The sequence below is a fragment of the Priestia sp. YIM B13489 genome (assembly GCF_042787645.1).
Lineage (GTDB): Bacteria > Bacillota > Bacilli > Bacillales > Bacillaceae_H > Priestia > Priestia megaterium.
In genome coordinates this window covers 92,147-107,594 of the sequence record NZ_JBHZOQ010000036.1, presented here as the reverse complement: position 1 = coordinate 107,594, position 15,448 = coordinate 92,147, and the positions used below count along the sequence as shown (strand labels likewise).

Genomic DNA, 15,448 nt, shown 5'->3' with positions numbered 1-15,448 from the left:
AAGTATATCAAAATATTTCAAACTTGTTTCCAAACTGATACATTTTCAACAAAAATAGAATAATAGAGCAGAAACAGCAAAAAAACCCTTACGTTTACGCCCAACTGCTTAGGGTAAAAAACAACTAAAAACAAAGATTGAGATGGTGATAAAATGGACACGGCAACGGATTTTTCCTCAACTGCGTTTCGAGAACCTCACACATTAAAACAGCATATTTTTGATACGCTTCATTTCTACTATCCCGCTTGTATTGACAAGAAAAACGGCGGGTATATCCATGAATACTACGACGACGGTACCGTCAACAACACGCATTCAAAGCACTTGGTAAGTACGGCGCGCTTTATTTATATCTTCAGTGTAGGGGCTCTTTTAGACGGACCGGATTGGTGCAAAGAAGCAGCTCAGCACGGCATTCGTTTTCTACAAAACAGCCATTATGATAGAGAGCACAGCGGGTATTTTTTTGAAATAGCCGATGACGGAGAAGTAAAAGATCATTCTAAACAAGCATATGGGCACGCTTTTGCTCTTTTAGCTTCTTCCATCGCATATCAAGCCGGCATTTCAGAAGCAAAAGAAACAATTGAACAGGTATATGACGTGACGGAAAAGTACTTTTGGGAAGATGCGCACGGCTTTTACCGAGACGAATGGGACGCATCGTGGTCGGCTTCTTCTTTATATCGCGGCCAAAATGCAAATATGCATATGTGTGAAGCGATGCTTTCTGCCTTTGAAGCAACAAGAGATAAAAAATACTTAGACCGAGCGTACATGCTTGCAAAAGGCGTTACTCAGCAGCTTGCTGAACGATCTGGTGGCATGGTTTGGGAGCACTATGATACAGACTGGCAGCCAGATTGGGACTACAATAAAAACAATACAAAAGATGAATTTCGTCCGTACGGCTTTATACCAGGACATCAGTTTGAATGGAGCAAGCTGCTTTTATGGCTTGATCGGCACCGTTCGGAAAACTGGATGATAGAACGTGCAAAAGATTTGTTTGATAAGGGCTGGAACCTAGGCTGGGATGCTAAGTACGGAGGTCTTTACTTTGCGCTGTCGCCTCAAGAAGAGGTCATTGACCGGGATAAAAACTACTGGGTGATGGCTGAAGCCATTTCTGCGGCTTCACTGCTCGGGGTAAAAACCGGAGACAGCGGATATTGGAAAGCATACGATGCCCTGTTCTCCTACTGTCAGAAACACTTTATCGATCACACATATGGAGGCTGGTATCAGCTGTTAAATCAGCAAAACGAACGCTACAGCTCGAAAAAAAGCCCGGCTCCTAAAGCCGATTATCACCCTGTGGCAGCTTGCTATCAAACGCTGATAGCACTGAATTCTCTTTGAGAGAATGATCATGAAGAAACCGTTTTCTTCCAAATGCGTTTATTTCTTTTATTTAAGGGAATTTACTTACTAACAATCATTGTTTACACATTTTAGAAAAAGCTCGACTATATATATGCAAGGAGTGAGGACGATGTATTTTTACGCGTTAGCACAAGGAACAGATTCTGGAGATCCAGTAACACTGCACCATGAGAAGCAATTTTCGAAAAAAGAATTTTTAGAAATGTTTAATGAAGCATTAGATGAGTTGGATACGCATCCATCTCCAAGTGCTGTCGGTGAATACCTTTGCCGTGCGTACGGATTTCAAGAAATTGAAATTGAGACGGGTGTTGTATGCTACTGCGCTCCTTTTAGAAAGCTAGACGACTCAGATATTATAGAAGACCGTACGTACATGGACGCCACGACCGGAACACTAAAATACAACTAATCAAAAAGAAAGGTTGGATGCGTGTGAAGACCGTACAGAACATTTATCGAACGAGTGAAGCTGTACCAGAATCGGGCGCTTACGTTTGTGCAGAAGGTGAAATTAAACTCTTTCAAAAAGATGATCTTTTTACACCTTGCCCGCACACACGTGAATCAACGACGTGGAAGCCTGTAGATGACGCCTTTTCAACCGGAGAATTGGTTCCGCAAACCGGTCGCTATACCGACGAAAACGGCAATCAAGTAAAGCTAAAAGAAAACGATTTATTTCCAAGATGCCTTCGTTCAGGTGAGCCTACGACGTGGAGGCGAGGATAACAGACAACAAAGCAGCCGCTTATTAAGCGGCTGCTTTTATTAAAGATTATTTAAAAAATGAATTCTTTTTTCTTCCTTTTAACAGATCGCCCGTCCACCCTTTCATTCGTAAATAGAGATAAATGGCCACGGTCGAAAGGACAATTAAAATGAGTGCATAGATATAGCCAAACTTCAAATCAAGCTCCGGCATCCCTTTAAAGTTCATTCCCCAAAGAGCTCCAAAAGCCGTTAAAGGCGTACTGATTGCCGTCAGCAGCGTTAAAGCTTTCATAATCTCATTTCCTCGATGAGTAGACACAACTTCTTCTAATTTAATTAACGCATCAAATTCTTTTTGATATTGTTCAATCAGCGTTAAGCCAATTTCAATTTTTTTACACATCCGCTGATATTCGACCGTTTGGTTAATTTTTTTATGAAACGCTTCTTCTATTCCCATGGTGACTTCTCGAACAGAACTGATTAAATTTGTCCATATAAGCAGGTCATACCGCGCTTTGTGAATTTCATCTAACACGTCGATGTTATTATTATGGCGCACTTCCCACAGAAGCTCTCTGAAATGACTTTCAAACTGATCAAACCCATTTAAATGTTTTTTCATAATTTCGCCTAAAAGAATAAAAAAACTTTCCGCCGTGTTAGCAGACTGCTTCATGCGTTCAATCATTCGTTCATGATTGGTGTTCTCGAGGATTTTCAAATCGATTCCTGCCGTTATAATAAACTCCTCGGTAATATAAAAATGAAACGAATCGTAATTTTTTTGATCAAACGACTCCTTATGATAAATCAGTGAACCATAAATGAGCTCACTTTCTCCTATTACATCTACTTGAATATGATTAGAATTTTTCTTTTGAAGCTGCTGACAAAACCATTCATCTCTTGGATACTGATATTCTTTGATTATATCAGCTATTCCGTCTGCTTCTTCTAAATCAAACTGATACCATTTCCACTGATCGTTCGTCACAGTATTCATACTTTCCCTCTTTCCCCTTTTATTAGAATTTTTCCCTATATACAATCATTTAAAACCTAACATACAAAATAAACATACATTTCATATACATCTTTATAAAAAAGGTGCTATAATAAATACGTTGCGCACCTGCGCGATGCTTTATCAGTTTGAGAGGAGAATAACAGTGAAGAAAGATATCGCTTTACGTTCTTATCTGCTAGAAAGTGCACCTAATATGACGGAAGAATGGTATGAATCTTTGGACAAAAAATCGTCTGAAGGCGTATATACCTCTAATGACCCTGACGTCATTCAACGCTTAAAAGCGCAAAACTATGAATTTCATTTATATATTAGCAACGTCTTTATAGAAGATGAAAAAAGCTTTTTTGAATCTTTTAACACGTGGCTAAATAAAGTTGCCAAAGACCAACAGCATCTCAGAACCTCCATTCAAAGTATTATTAAAGAATTTATGAACGTCCGCAAACAATACTGTGAGTATATTAGCCGGTTTGCAGAACTTCATGATGACATTACTCAGCAGCACCTCGATGTATGGAATGAAAAAGTAATAAGGGTATTTGATATTATTATTTTGAAATTCATTACAGAAGCGCAGGAATATGCCTCAAACCGCCTCCGCTCTCAGCAGGAAATGATTCATGAATTAAGTTCACCTGTTATTGTGATTAAAAAAGACGTTGCTCTTTTACCGTTAGTCGGCGATATTGATACAGCAAGAGCCAAAATGATCCTAGAAAGCACGTTAAAACAGTGTGCAGAAAAACAAATCGCTCATTTGTATATTGATTTGTCAGGAGTTGTGATGATCGATACAATGGTCGCGCACGAGCTGTTTCAGCTGATAAATGCGCTTGATTTAATCGGCGTTAAATCGATTTTATCGGGCATTCGTCCTGAATTAGCCACTACTGCGATGCAGCTTGGTTTAAATTTTGAGCATATACGAATTAAATCGAACCTTGCTCAGGCATTGGAAGATGATTCAAAAATTGTAATTGCTTCTAGCACTCATTAATATAGGGATACAAACAAAAAACAGCCCCGAAAGGCTGTTTTTTATTTTCTATGATGAATGTTTTCAGAACCTGATTCATCTTTCGTTTTCGTTTTATTTTTCTCTTCTTTTTGTTCAAGTCTTATATCTTCCAACGGCATAGGATCGACCGTTTCTTCTTCTTTGAAACGTTCAAATAACGTTTCGTCTTGATCTGTTACACGCTGTTCCGTTTCATCTCTTTTTTTTGATGTATTTGAAATAGATCTTTTCTGGCGTTCTCCCATCTTTTCTCCTCCTCTACTATAGGTGAAGCAATTATGTGTTCATAAAATCTCCGCCGTTGACATGAAGCGTTTGACCCGTCATATAAGATGAATCATTTGAAGCTAGCAGCACATAGCAGCCTACGTGCTCCACAGGATGCCCAGGTCTGCCCATCGGCGTATCTGTACCGAATTCTCCTACTTTATCACCTGAGAAAGTAGACGGGATAAGCGGTGTCCAGATCGGACCCGGCGCTACAGCGTTAACGCGAATGCCATCTTTGACAAGCGCTTGCGCCATACTGCGCGTAAAGCCGTTGATTGCACCTTTTGTCGCCGTATAATCAATCAGCTGAGGATTTCCGCGGTAAGGATTAATTGACGTTGTATTAATAATCGCACTGCCTTTTCCTAAATAATCAAGCGCTTTTTTCGTAAAATAAAAGTATGAATAAAAGTTCGTTTTGAACGTTCGTTCAAGCTGTTCACTTGTAATTTCTTTAATGCTTTCTTTTGGATGCTGCTCTCCTGCATTGTTCACAAGGATATCAAGCTTTCCAAGCTCACTTACTGTTTTTTCTACCGCTTCGTTACAGAACGATTCGTCTCCTACGTCTCCTGCAATCAGCAAGCATCTTACACCTTCTTCTTCAATGCGGGATTTTGTTTCCTCGGCGTCGCTATGTTCGTTTAAGTAAACGATGGCTACGTCCGCTCCTTCTTTCGCATAAGCAATGGATACAGCTCGTCCAATTCCGCTGTCTCCCCCGGTAACTAGCGCTACCTTTCCTTTTAATTTTCCTGTACCAATGTAATTGTCATCCTCATAAATAGGGAGAGGATTCATCTCACTTTCGATACCCGGCTGGCGGTCTTGCGTTTGTTGGGGCTGGCCTTGTGTTTGTTGATCTTGTAAATTCATTTTAATCTCCTCCTATTTTTGATGGAACTTTTTAGTATAGTCTAGGTTTAGCCTTCTGTTTTGAAGTTCAAACATCTTTTTTAAAAAATTTATGATGTTTCTATTCTCTTTTACTATCTTAGAAAATTCATAGAAAACAAGTTTAAAGTTGGAAACAAAGGCTACAGAATGAGTAGAAGATGTATTTCAGAAATATCTTTTATCAGGAGGTTTGGTTCGTGTATGAAACACATTCAAGTAGCAGAAAACCAAGAGGAGGCAGCCTGCGTCATCCGTTCTTTTTTAAAGAAAGGATTTACAAGCAAAGATATTTATTTGCTGGCCTACGATAAAGAATGGGCTCAGAATTTAACGGAGGCAACACATACAAAAAAGTACAGAATGGCAGAGCAAGGTATGTTTGAAACGGCGGTAAATAAACTTCTTTCAAGAGAAGATGAGCTTCTTTCAAAGATGGCTTCGCTCGGCTTATCCAATCAAGAAGCAAACCGCTATAAAGAAGAAATGAAACAAGGACATATCGTGGTTATTGGCGCACAGAGTCAATCAATTCCCTACTAAAATAGCGAAAACGTTTTTTATCAGCTTATAAGGGTATTTAGTAAAATAAACCATTGTCTATCAAGAAAGGAAGTTATAACGATGTTAAATTATTTGGGAATTCAGATAGGCTCTCTTTATTTTCCTACTAGTATTTTGCTTATCACGTTTCTTGTATTAATCGGCTTTTTTATTTATTTCCTCTCTAGAAGAAGAAAAAACCGTCATGAATCACGTGAGCAATCACGAGGAAAATAAAAGAGAATGCCAATTTAAAAGCCCTTCATGCAAAAGGGCTCTCTGTACTATAAAACAGGCAGATACTTTTCATAGCGAGGGTTTACATAAAAAGGAGGACGAGGTTCTAAAAGCGGCAGATCCATTATTAATACCGCTTCAATTTTGACGTATAAAGGCTATGAACAGTTAATTGACTATACGGCAACTAAAGGAGCCATTGTTGGCTTTACTCGTGCGCTTTCCAATAGCGTGATTAAAGACGGCATTCGCGTAAACGCCGTAGCGCCGGGACGCATTTGGATACCGCTCATTCCAGCAAGCTTTTCAGCTGATCATGTAACGCAAGTGGACAATCCGATGGAGCGCCAAGGGCAGCCGTTTGAACTTGCTCCAACCTACGTGTACCTCGCAAGCGACGACTCACGGTTTGTCACGGGGCAGACGCTGCATCTAAACGGCGGAGAGTGGGTTTCTTCTTAAAAATCTCAATATAAAAAGCGTGAAGCCAAGCTCCACGCTTTTTCATTATTTACGGGATTCTTTTTGCAAAGGCGATTTTTCAATAGAACGCGTAAAGCGGTAAACATCAAGTTCTTGTCCTACCTCTGAAGGCAAATACCCAAACGTTGTGAAGCTGTCCACAGATTCCGGCTCAAGTGATAGAGACAATAAATTGTTTTGCGGCTGAGATGTTAAAAAGACGTAGCTTCCTTTTGGGAACGTCACCGTTTTTTTCTTCACGATTGTTTGCACGTCTACATTTGGTTTGTTTTCGTAGGCTTCATTTTCAATGCGGCTGCTAACACTATACGCTTCTACTGAAAGAACCGTTTCTTTCGTTAACTTGAAGCCCTTTACTCCTTGTCCCTGCAATTTCGCTGCTAACTCTTCATGTCCTGGCTTTAAAATATAAGCAGTCGGACGTTCGCGGACAAGCGTCGGCGTAGCTTTCTTTGCACTGTAGTACGTCACAGGAATGTCTTTAACAGACGCGCTTTCCACATCAACCATTTCTAACGTCGAGTTTGGTATTTTTTTATTTTCACTGTTCACAACAATTGGATCACGGTCATTTGCATTTTTTCCTTTTTTGACAAGCGCCGCTTTTTCTTTTGCAATCAGCGCTTTAATTTGTTTCGCATGAGCGGCTGTTTGCGTAATCAGCTTTTCTTGCGTAGCAATTTGGGCACTCACTCGCCGCGGAAAATCTTCTCGTCCAATACCGATCCCTCTGCTTTCGACTAAAAATGAAAACGATGGATACAAGCCTAGTGAATTTCGTCCGATCCGCGGTTCAACTGAGCCTTCTTCCACTTCAAGCTGCCCTTGTTTGTTCACTTGAGACGTATAGTATACTTCTCCTGAATATCCTTGCTTTTCAATGGCTGTAAGCGTGCTGTTCACAAACAGCTCATCAGACACGTCTCGAATGTTCTGCGGAATATTTAAGTTTCGACCGGACTGCAGTAAAATATCGTGATACTTCCACACGCCTTCTTTACCGATATTTTTAAGCCCGCTGCTGTAAGGCGTATATTCATGAGCGTCGATGACAACTTCTGGTGAAAAACGGTTAAATTCAGCTCGTACGCTCTGCACTTCCGGGCTTTCAAGCTTTATGTAGTCGCGGTTTCCATCTAAATTATTTGCTAGCTGACGCTTGAATGCATAAGATCCGTCTGGATTAATGCGCGGCACAATGACGATGTTCACTTTATTTAGCACATCTTTTCCAAAGTCTTCTGTCAAACGCGTCGCAACGGCGAGTACGGATTCACCGCTTGCCGGTTCATTACCATGAATCTGACTTTGAAGCCAAATCGTTGGTTTTTTGGATATTTTTCCATCCGCAAATTTCTTTTCCTTTGAAAAATACAGAGCCGGAATGTCTCGTCCTTGCTGTGATTTACCGATAATCTTCAGCTTTACGTACGGACTTTTATGAGCAAGCTTTTGAACATAGCTCATCATTTCTTCTTGAGTCGTAAAGGCTTCTTGTCCTTTCAGAAATGCCGGCGTGGCTTCATTCACCTTTATTTCCGGATAAAGCGCTTTAATTTTTTCCGGCTGGCTATAGTCTTTTCCGTAATAAGGCATCTCAGCTTGTACCGCAAGCGGCGACAGCAATAATCCAATCGACAAAAGAGCTGGCACGGCCGTTCGTTTTACTGTTTTTTTCATTCATTTACTCCTCCCCATCCCCTTGGTTAGACATTTTAAATTTTTAAAATATTTAAAATGTTACATAAATAATTATACCGTTTAAGGAAATAACTTCAAGATAAGGGAGCTGAACCTTTTTGACTATTTTAATATAGGAGACGAGTGCGGTTTTATAACAAAGAGATTAGGACATAGCAAAACCAACTCAATATGAAGACGACCAATCAAGGTAAATGATCTAAACCGCTTTTCCCGCAGGATCCTTCCCCTTCAATCAACTGCTAGAAGGAATGAAACAAATGAAATCTCCGTTCGCCATAACAAAAAAATGTACCTCTAATCAAACATGTTGATCAATGGTTCATTTTTCATTTCAGCTAACATACGTTTGTTCCAGCCTCTTTTTTATGTATGAACTGCTATAAAAATCAGGATTTCCTTGAGCTTGTATTGCGCTAGTCTAGCTGTTTCATAGTCCATGCAGCTATCTCTCCTATGTTCATTTCTTTACGGATTCTAGCGTTTCTAAATCATATCGGCCAATTTCTTTGTTATTTCTCGTAATGACGAGTGTTCCATGCCTCGCCACCTTTTGGAGTTTTTTTAATTCCTGATCGGACGGAGCCATAGGCATTTCTTTGTTTTTAACAGTCGCGCCCAGATCGTAGTGCACATCGACTTTTCCTTTTTTCATATAGTTAAACTCTTCAATTCCCATACCTGTACCGAACTGCTCATGCCCTTCATCAAATACATTAACACCTACTGTATTGATAGATGCTTTCTTTAAATCTTCATTCGGTATAATTTTAGCTTCTATTTCGTCTTTATCATTTTGATAGAATTTACGCTTGCCTTGCTGCTTCATTTTAAACTCGTAATACAGCGCTTTTGGTTTTACGTCCACCATTTTTCCTTTGCTATCTTGTATACCAACTTTTCCAATTAAATCAGCAGCATCCGTTATCTTGACTTTCACTTTTTGAATGCTATAGCCGCTCTCTTCTTTACTAGCAAAGTTTGAGCACGCTACCAATGACATTGCCAAAAAAGCACTCAATGTGCCCACCATAAATTTCTTCACTTCACCACTCCTCAAGGATTAATATACCATAAAAGGAATTTAAATGGATGTTTATCAGTCGATTTTGTAAATAAGTACAGAGGCAGCAACCAACCTATTGACTTAAGTTTCCTCACCAGCTCTATAAAAACAGAAAAAGCTCTCTCCATGAGGAAAGAGCTACTCTATCACAAAGTCCGCTTCTGCTTTTACCACTCCGTTTACAATAACAGAAAGCGTATGCGTACCGCTGTAATGTTTTCTTGTACTTAAATCTTTAAACGCATGCTTTTTTGTGACTGTCAGCGTTTGGCCTGCTTTTGCTTGAACATTTTTTAGCATAAACACTTTTTGACTGCGGTTTCCTTTTGCTTTTACGTAATGAATTCCATACTCTATGCGAAGGGGCATGTTTTTTTTCACCGATAATCGGAAAGAAAAGTCAATGCTATCACCGATTGTAATAGTATGCGGATGTACGCTAAGTTCTGTGACAGTCACGCCCGGATCATCTCCATAGCCAAAAAGAGACAGAGCTTCAGGATCTCCTTTTTTCAACAGTGAACGGCACGCATGTTTAACGATCCAATCGGTTTTAACGTCTTTTCCGTACCAGCTTTTCACCACATCAAGCATCCAGTCTTTTTCTATGTAAGAAATATCATTTAAATGATTGGCTACGCTTTTTCGGACATAGAGCGATTCATCGCATTTTAACTGCTCTAAAATCGGCAGCGTTTGTTTCGGATCTTGCTTTAATGCAGGTACTGATTGTCCCCACGGAAGTCTAGGCCGGCTCCCTTCGCTTGCTAATCTGCGAATATGATGATTTTCATCTCCTGCCCATTCAATCATTTGCTGGAGCATTCGATTTTTATCTTGAATTAAAAACGGACGCACCGCAAATTCTGATGTGGAAAACGGCGTAAAAAACGCGAGTGCTTTTATTGAAGCTTTCCAATCGTTCAATCCGTACAGTTCAACGTAATCTGGAAAAATCGTGCCTTGAAGTCCTCCTACCGTTGGAGCCACTTTATAAAGGATATGAAGTGCTTCTTCATAATCCTCCGGCAGCACTTCATGCATGGAAAGCGTAATTCTTCTCATGCGCTCTTTCAGCCCTAAGTCTTCCCAGTCCTGTTGAAAAACCAGCTCATGAAATACTTGTTTATCAAATGAACTCATTTCACGTGAAAAAGCGTCGCTCAAGTGCGTAATCAACTCTTCATTAAATACGCTTTTACGTAACTCTTCAGCCATACTTATCCCTCTTTTCCAGGCAGTATTTTATTTTCTTTTGAATAAAGCGCCCGCTCGTACATGCCTTTTTTAAAAATTTGCATAAACAGCTGCTTATTTTTAACTTCTTTAAATCCGTACTGACTGTACAAACCGTGAGCATCTTTTGTTGCCAATAAAATTTTTCGTACGTGTTGAATCGGCTGATAGCCAATCATTTCTTGTACCAGCGCTTTTCCAAGCCCGTTGCCCCGTGCGTGCGGAAGAATAAACACATCCGCCAAATAAGCAAACGTGGCAAAATCAGAAATAATTCGTCCGAATCCTACTTGTTTATCGCACTCATCATACACGCCAAAACAAACGGAGTGTTCAATGGACGTTTGAACAAGGTGAAGCGGAATTCCTTTTGCCCAATATGACTCATAATGAAGGTACGAGTAGATGACATCTATATCAAGCTTTTCTTTATTCGTATGTATCGTAAACTGATGATTTTCTTTCATGCTGCATCCTCCTTGCTTCTCTATCATAGCACAAATGTTCGCAATAGAAAAAAGCCTTTTCGGTAAAAGGCTTTTTTGCCTAGTATGATATTTTTTTAGAAACAGAAGCATTTTTTCTATAGCGTCTTGCGACTATGTAAATAAGCGGACTGCCAATAATCGTCGGCAAAAACCAATAAGAAAGTGCCGGAAGCTTGTTTAACAGCGGAATACTGTCTCCAACATTTACAAGCAGTGCGGTAACCGCTCCGATATAAGACCCTAGCATACCGCGAATATGATGCTGAAGCCAGTTCTTCCATGAATGTGAAAAAGACCGCTTTGATTGTATTCAGCGCCATTACGTTAAACGGTATTAACCTTATGATTACAATGATTGTGAATATAGGTGTGCTGGGCGTTACCTTAACATCGAGGTCTGCTTTTCCGCTTTTAAGCACGGTTCAAAGCATTCAATTCGCAGGTTTTTTAGAACGGCTTGATGTGTTTTTTATGCTGGCTTTAATCACTGGCGGCTTCTTTAAAATCGGTCTGTTTTTCTATGCCACTGTGCTGGGGCTTTCCCACGTGTTTAAGCTTAAAAACCCGTCACCGCTTGTATTTTCAATCGGCTTAGTCGTTTTGTTTTATTCATTGTCTATTGCTCAAAACTATTTCGAACACGTATATGAAGGGTTAAAAATCATTCCGCTCACTTTACATCTTCCGTTTCAAATTGTCATTCCTGCTCTTTTACTCGTGATCGCATTTTTAAGAAATCGAAAAAAAGTACAGTCCGTCCCTGTGAAAAATACCGCAGAAAATTCGTAGTATGTCCATTTCTCTATTGGATTTAATCTCCTAAAATTATACAATATAATCAAGAAGCCAAAAGGAGAACCAATATGATTGGATTAATTCTTTCTATTTTAATATTTAACATTCTTGCTTTTAAAACAAACAAGCGCTTCACAACAAATCAAATTGTTCACATTTGGATGTTCACCATTGCTGCTCAGCATATCTTTGACGTCTTCATTAATTTCAAATTTCACGGCTACTGGTATTTTACACAAGAGACAGACTGGCAAGGTATTTTTGCCTATACTGTTCTCATTCCGCCTGTGAACATGCTTTTTCTTACCTACTATCCTTTTGCCGGAAAGCTCACAAAAAAAGCCGCCTATATTTTACTTTGGTCGGTTGCTGTTTTACTTTATGAAGTAGTGGCCCTTCTCCCTGCTCCTTGGGGTTATTTTCACTACGGATGGTGGACATGGTGGTATTCGCTCCTGCTAAATCCGCTGTTGTTTTGGATGGTGGTGCAGTATTACCGGTGGGTGTGTAAAATTGAAAAAAGAGCGATCACTTAAAAATAGAATAGCCTTTGGATCAGCACATCATCATTTTCAGGACCTGCAATAAAATGAGTGTCTGCTTCTCCGCTGGCTATTCTTTTTTATTTAAAAACGTCTTTAGACAAGGAAACTTGCTTTTCTTTTTCTTTTCCAACTAACGACACAAGGAATCCTGCTATTCCGGCTATACATAGAACCACTAATAGACCAGTAGTGCCTACTAACAAGCTCACCGCAGCTGACGCTAACATTCCTCCAATATAGCGAAAAGTAGAATAAATGCCCGATGCAGTGCCTGATTGCGCTTTTTTGACGGATTGAATATTCATAGCCTGCATAGATGAAACACCGATCCCTGCTCCCACTCCTCCTACTAATAAAGATACAATGGTATAAGAAATGGAGGCATTTGCTAAGTGGAAATAAAGCATCGCCGCAAGCAGTGAAATAAGAAATGATAGCCGTATCGGATGTTCTTTCCCTACCTTTTCTGCTAACAATCCTCCCAGCCAAGAAGAAATAGACATGGCTAATGAAAAAAAGAAAAGAAGCAAACCAATTAAACGAATGTCATACTGCTTCTCTAGTAAAAGCGGAACAAACAAAATGGTACTATACATCATAAAATTACTGCATAGAATGGAAAGATTTGAAGAAAAAAAAGGACGAACCTTAAAAAGCTTAAAATCAATCAGCGGCTCTTGGACTTTGCGTTCTTGCACAATGAAAAGAGCGATAGACGCTATGCATATAAAAATAGTCCAAGCATTAAACAAATCACGGTGCGTCAGCATTAGCGTAAAGCTCGTCATGCTTACTCCAAGTAAAAAAGCGCCCCCTATATCCAGCATTTTTGCTTTTTGTTTTACGTTAGACGGCACGTATATAAATGAGCAAATCAACGATAGAACAGCAAAAGGAACGTTAAACCAAAAAATCGACGTCCACCCAAGATACTTAATTAAAAAGGCACCTAATACAGGACCTACAGCTGCTCCCAGCCCCATTGATAAGCCAAATAACCCAAGTGTTCTTCCAAGCTTTTCTTTTGGCAAACTGTGTCTCATAATGGCTGTTGCGTTAGGCGTAGCTAGTGCGCCTCCTAATGCTTGCAGCGTTCGAAAAACGGTGAGCGAAAGTAAGTTATATGAAAACACACAGGCGGCAGATCCCACTAAAAAAATAATCATTCCAGCTACGAACATCGTTTTATTTCCATATAAATCGCCAAGTTTCCCCGCGATGGGCTGAGCAACTGCCATCACAATTAAGTAGATAGTTACCACTACTGATACATGTACGATGGAAAGATGAAGCGCTTTGGCAATAGACGGTAAGCCTACTGCAATCATAGTGGAATTAACGGGAATTAAAAAAGTTCCCGTTAAAATAGAAAAGATAATCAAAGACGGCTTACTGCTGTTCAATCGTCACCACTCCGTTAGTTCCGTCTACGGTAACAACATCTCCGTCTTTTAGTAGATCCACGGCTACTTTTGTGCCAAGAACCGCTGGAAGTTTATATTCACGAGCCACTGTTCCTGCATGAGATAAAATCCCTCCTGCATTGGTTACAATTGCGCCTGCAAGCGAAAATAACGTGGTCCAAGCCGGTGCTGTTGTTTCACACACAAGAACCTCTCCTTGTTTAAGTTTAGAAAATTGACTTGGATCTGAAATGATTTTTACTACTCCCGTATAAACGCCTCTTGAAGCGGCACTTCCTTTAAAGATTTTTTGCGTTTCATCTACTTCTGGAGGCCCCATTTTCCCGAATATACGCTCTAATAAAGGATCTTCTCCTGTTTGAGGAGGCGTGCCATAAGCAGGCGGCGTTTTTTTATGACGATTTTCTTCAAACTCCTGCTTTCTATTGACGATCAGTTCATGAGATGCCACGGGCGTTTTTAATACTTCCAGCAATTCATCGTAATAGAAATAAAAGATATCTTGAGGCTGATGAATCACTTGGTGATCAGCTAAAAGAGTTCCTACATTCAGCAAAAACAGTCTTGCTGTAGCAGGCAGCATCGCATCGATATAAAAATGATGATCTTCATCCAACCCCCACGCGTCTAGGGCCCATCCATAAAACAGCTTAAACTGCTCTTTTTCTTGGCACTCTGGCATTTTTGCGAGTACATCATGATAGCTTTCTTCTCTTTTTTTTACGACATCTTCATAATTTTTCTTGAAGTCGTAATCTTTACGCACATAGCCAGCAATAATCGATAGCGCATGTAAAGGATTCTCTACCCACGTCTCATCAATAAACTCGTGCGAATTTGCAGAACGATAGCCATACTCATCCAAAAAGTTTTGCAGATTCTTTAAAAATTCTCTGCCTTCAGCTGTGCCTAATAGATTTGCTTCTATGTCTTCTGACTTCTGGTCCGTAAAAGCTTGTTTTAACGGCCCAGAACGCTTTACCTTGTCAGTTAGTTCCCAAAGTGCTTGATCCGTTTCAAGTGACTTGTTCATTACGCCTTCTAGCAGATCATATACGTAAGCGGTATTCTCATCTCCCGTCAAGGCTCCATATAGCTCTTCTAAAATCATTCCTAAGTCACTTCTTGGCATGACAATTTCAAAGTGAAGCTGCCAAGCTTTTTTATAAAAATCATGCAGTTCTTTTACTTTTTCTTCTGCTTCTTTTAAAGATAAGGGACGTTCTGCATTTCTTTTAACTTCCGTATAAAAAGGTAAAAACACCTCATTAACGTACTCGTATAATCTAGGTTTAAGTCGAGGTAACAGCGGCTTCACTGCTTCTTGGTGCTCCTTTAAGCGATCGTTTACGTCACCGGGAAACGGGATATTTTGCTGATACATTTTTCCATCAGCTAATTTCACTACAAATTGATAGATAGGCAGTTTTAACGTTTCAAAACCTTGCTTTGTCCCATAAGTCATTGCCGGAAGCTGAAAGGAAGCGTATAAAGGACTTAGCGCATGTGCGATATGTAGGTTGTCTTGCACCCAAAATCCTGTTTGTTTTTCTTCCTCACTTAAAAATAGGTCGTTTTGAAATGCAGATAATACGTTCATTTGATTTCCCCT

16 protein-coding genes and 2 pseudogenes are annotated in these 15,448 nt (G+C 39.9%); 8 read left to right on the top strand and 10 right to left on the bottom strand.

Annotation, left to right across the window (positions count from 1 at the left end):
• The first annotated feature begins 153 nt into the window (after window positions 1-153).
• From ACFX4W_RS02425 to ACFX4W_RS02415, 3 genes are all read left to right on the top strand, one after another.
• Window positions 154-1,365 (top strand): AGE family epimerase/isomerase, encoded by a 1,212-nt coding sequence (locus ACFX4W_RS02425; protein ID WP_043981158.1) that lies wholly within the window; start codon window positions 154-156, stop codon window positions 1,363-1,365.
• A 133-nt stretch (window positions 1,366-1,498) separates the two neighbouring features.
• On the top strand, window positions 1,499-1,801 hold the full coding sequence (locus tag ACFX4W_RS02420; RefSeq protein WP_028409496.1) for a hypothetical protein: 303 nt from the start codon (window positions 1,499-1,501) through the stop codon (window positions 1,799-1,801).
• A 17-nt stretch (window positions 1,802-1,818) separates the two neighbouring features.
• Entirely contained in the window at window positions 1,819-2,121 is a 303-nt protein-coding gene (locus ACFX4W_RS02415; RefSeq protein ID WP_155660409.1) for a hypothetical protein, read from the top strand.
• Between the two features lie 46 nt (window positions 2,122-2,167).
• Here ACFX4W_RS02415 and ACFX4W_RS02410 read toward each other — a convergent pair whose 3' ends face one another.
• Entirely contained in the window at window positions 2,168-3,109 is a 942-nt protein-coding gene (locus ACFX4W_RS02410) for a magnesium transporter CorA family protein (RefSeq protein ID WP_025750842.1), read from the bottom strand.
• Window positions 3,110-3,275: 166 nt separating this feature from the next.
• On the opposite strand from ACFX4W_RS02410, the gene ACFX4W_RS02405 reads away from it, so the two are divergent.
• Window positions 3,276-4,133, top strand: coding sequence for an STAS domain-containing protein (locus ACFX4W_RS02405; protein WP_043981155.1), 858 nt, complete (start codon window positions 3,276-3,278; stop codon window positions 4,131-4,133).
• A 41-nt stretch (window positions 4,134-4,174) separates the two neighbouring features.
• On the opposite strand, the gene ACFX4W_RS02400 is transcribed toward ACFX4W_RS02405, so the two are convergent.
• Window positions 4,175-4,399 (bottom strand): hypothetical protein, encoded by a 225-nt coding sequence (locus ACFX4W_RS02400; protein WP_043981153.1) that lies wholly within the window; start codon window positions 4,397-4,399, stop codon window positions 4,175-4,177.
• Between the two features lie 31 nt (window positions 4,400-4,430).
• Window positions 4,431-5,300 carry an SDR family oxidoreductase gene (locus ACFX4W_RS02395; RefSeq protein ID WP_043981151.1) on the bottom strand — a complete coding sequence of 290 codons (870 nt, stop codon included), beginning with the start codon at window positions 5,298-5,300 and terminating at the stop codon, window positions 4,431-4,433.
• A 222-nt stretch (window positions 5,301-5,522) separates the two neighbouring features.
• On the opposite strand from ACFX4W_RS02395, the gene ACFX4W_RS02390 reads away from it, so the two are divergent.
• Entirely contained in the window at window positions 5,523-5,861 is a 339-nt protein-coding gene (locus ACFX4W_RS02390; RefSeq protein ID WP_043981149.1) for a YflT domain-containing protein, read from the top strand.
• A 345-nt stretch (window positions 5,862-6,206) separates the two neighbouring features.
• Window positions 6,207-6,560, top strand: a pseudogene (locus ACFX4W_RS02385) (SDR family oxidoreductase); the annotation flags it as partial.
• A gap of 45 nt (window positions 6,561-6,605) precedes the next feature.
• On the opposite strand, the gene ACFX4W_RS02380 reads toward ACFX4W_RS02385, so the two are convergent.
• From ACFX4W_RS02380 to ACFX4W_RS02360, 5 genes and pseudogenes are all read right to left on the bottom strand, one after another.
• Window positions 6,606-8,261, bottom strand: a complete 1,656-nt coding sequence (locus tag ACFX4W_RS02380) for a M14 family metallopeptidase (protein WP_043981145.1) — start codon at window positions 8,259-8,261, stop codon at window positions 6,606-6,608.
• 481 nt (window positions 8,262-8,742) lie between these two features.
• A complete protein-coding gene (locus tag ACFX4W_RS02375) occupies window positions 8,743-9,327 on the bottom strand; it encodes a hypothetical protein (protein WP_162214687.1) in 585 nt (194 codons plus the stop codon).
• A 159-nt stretch (window positions 9,328-9,486) separates the two neighbouring features.
• Window positions 9,487-10,566 (bottom strand): DNA alkylation repair protein, encoded by a 1,080-nt coding sequence (locus ACFX4W_RS02370; protein ID WP_162214688.1) that lies wholly within the window; start codon window positions 10,564-10,566, stop codon window positions 9,487-9,489.
• Window positions 10,567-10,568: 2 nt separating this feature from the next.
• Window positions 10,569-11,051: a GNAT family N-acetyltransferase gene (locus ACFX4W_RS02365; protein WP_043981141.1), complete on the bottom strand. Its 483-nt coding sequence runs from the start codon at window positions 11,049-11,051 to the stop codon at window positions 10,569-10,571.
• A 79-nt stretch (window positions 11,052-11,130) separates the two neighbouring features.
• Window positions 11,131-11,352, bottom strand: a pseudogene (locus ACFX4W_RS02360) (DUF2306 domain-containing protein); the annotation flags it as partial.
• Between ACFX4W_RS02360 and ACFX4W_RS02355 the strand changes: the two are divergent.
• Both ACFX4W_RS02355 and ACFX4W_RS02350 read left to right on the top strand, forming a co-directional pair.
• The gene (locus ACFX4W_RS02355) at window positions 11,352-11,861 is read left to right on the top strand and encodes a GerAB/ArcD/ProY family transporter (RefSeq protein ID WP_323618052.1); all 510 of its coding nucleotides are present in this window, start codon (window positions 11,352-11,354) and stop codon (window positions 11,859-11,861) included. The pseudogene ACFX4W_RS02360 and the gene ACFX4W_RS02355 sit on opposite strands and share 1 nt — an antisense overlap.
• A gap of 74 nt (window positions 11,862-11,935) precedes the next feature.
• A complete protein-coding gene (locus tag ACFX4W_RS02350) occupies window positions 11,936-12,403 on the top strand; it encodes a hypothetical protein (protein WP_043981135.1) in 468 nt (155 codons plus the stop codon).
• Between the two features lie 86 nt (window positions 12,404-12,489).
• Here the strand turns inward: ACFX4W_RS02350 and ACFX4W_RS02345 are convergent, their stop codons facing one another.
• Both ACFX4W_RS02345 and ACFX4W_RS02340 read right to left on the bottom strand, forming a co-directional pair.
• A complete protein-coding gene (locus ACFX4W_RS02345; RefSeq protein ID WP_280560042.1) occupies window positions 12,490-13,815 on the bottom strand; it encodes an MFS transporter in 1,326 nt (441 codons plus the stop codon).
• Window positions 13,802-15,436 carry a PEP-utilizing enzyme gene (locus tag ACFX4W_RS02340; protein ID WP_162214689.1) on the bottom strand — a complete coding sequence of 545 codons (1,635 nt, stop codon included), beginning with the start codon at window positions 15,434-15,436 and terminating at the stop codon, window positions 13,802-13,804. The genes ACFX4W_RS02345 and ACFX4W_RS02340 overlap by 14 nt, the downstream gene beginning before the upstream one ends.
• Window positions 15,437-15,448: the final 12 nt, after the last annotated feature.

Excerpts from the sequence above, each read along its gene's own strand:
- ACFX4W_RS02355 (WP_323618052.1), top strand. The coding sequence starts at position 11,352 with ATGAATGTGAAAAAGACCGCTTTGATTGTATTCAGCGCCATTACGTTA.
- ACFX4W_RS02380 (WP_043981145.1), bottom strand. The coding sequence starts at position 8,261 with ATGAAAAAAACAGTAAAACGAACGGCCGTGCCAGCTCTTTTGTCGATT.
- ACFX4W_RS02365 (WP_043981141.1), bottom strand. The coding sequence starts at position 11,051 with ATGAAAGAAAATCATCAGTTTACGATACATACGAATAAAGAAAAGCTT.
- ACFX4W_RS02395 (WP_043981151.1), bottom strand. The coding sequence starts at position 5,300 with ATGAATTTACAAGATCAACAAACACAAGGCCAGCCCCAACAAACGCAA.
- ACFX4W_RS02415 (WP_155660409.1), top strand. The coding sequence starts at position 1,819 with ATGCGTGTGAAGACCGTACAGAACATTTATCGAACGAGTGAAGCTGTA.
- ACFX4W_RS02340 (WP_162214689.1), bottom strand. The coding sequence starts at position 15,436 with ATGAACGTATTATCTGCATTTCAAAACGACCTATTTTTAAGTGAGGAA.
- ACFX4W_RS02350 (WP_043981135.1), top strand. The coding sequence starts at position 11,936 with ATGATTGGATTAATTCTTTCTATTTTAATATTTAACATTCTTGCTTTT.
- ACFX4W_RS02425 (WP_043981158.1), top strand. The coding sequence starts at position 154 with ATGGACACGGCAACGGATTTTTCCTCAACTGCGTTTCGAGAACCTCAC.
- ACFX4W_RS02390 (WP_043981149.1), top strand. The coding sequence starts at position 5,523 with ATGAAACACATTCAAGTAGCAGAAAACCAAGAGGAGGCAGCCTGCGTC.
- ACFX4W_RS02410 (WP_025750842.1), bottom strand. The coding sequence starts at position 3,109 with ATGAATACTGTGACGAACGATCAGTGGAAATGGTATCAGTTTGATTTA.
- ACFX4W_RS02370 (WP_162214688.1), bottom strand. The coding sequence starts at position 10,566 with ATGGCTGAAGAGTTACGTAAAAGCGTATTTAATGAAGAGTTGATTACG.
- ACFX4W_RS02400 (WP_043981153.1), bottom strand. The coding sequence starts at position 4,399 with ATGGGAGAACGCCAGAAAAGATCTATTTCAAATACATCAAAAAAAAGA.
- ACFX4W_RS02420 (WP_028409496.1), top strand. The coding sequence starts at position 1,499 with ATGTATTTTTACGCGTTAGCACAAGGAACAGATTCTGGAGATCCAGTA.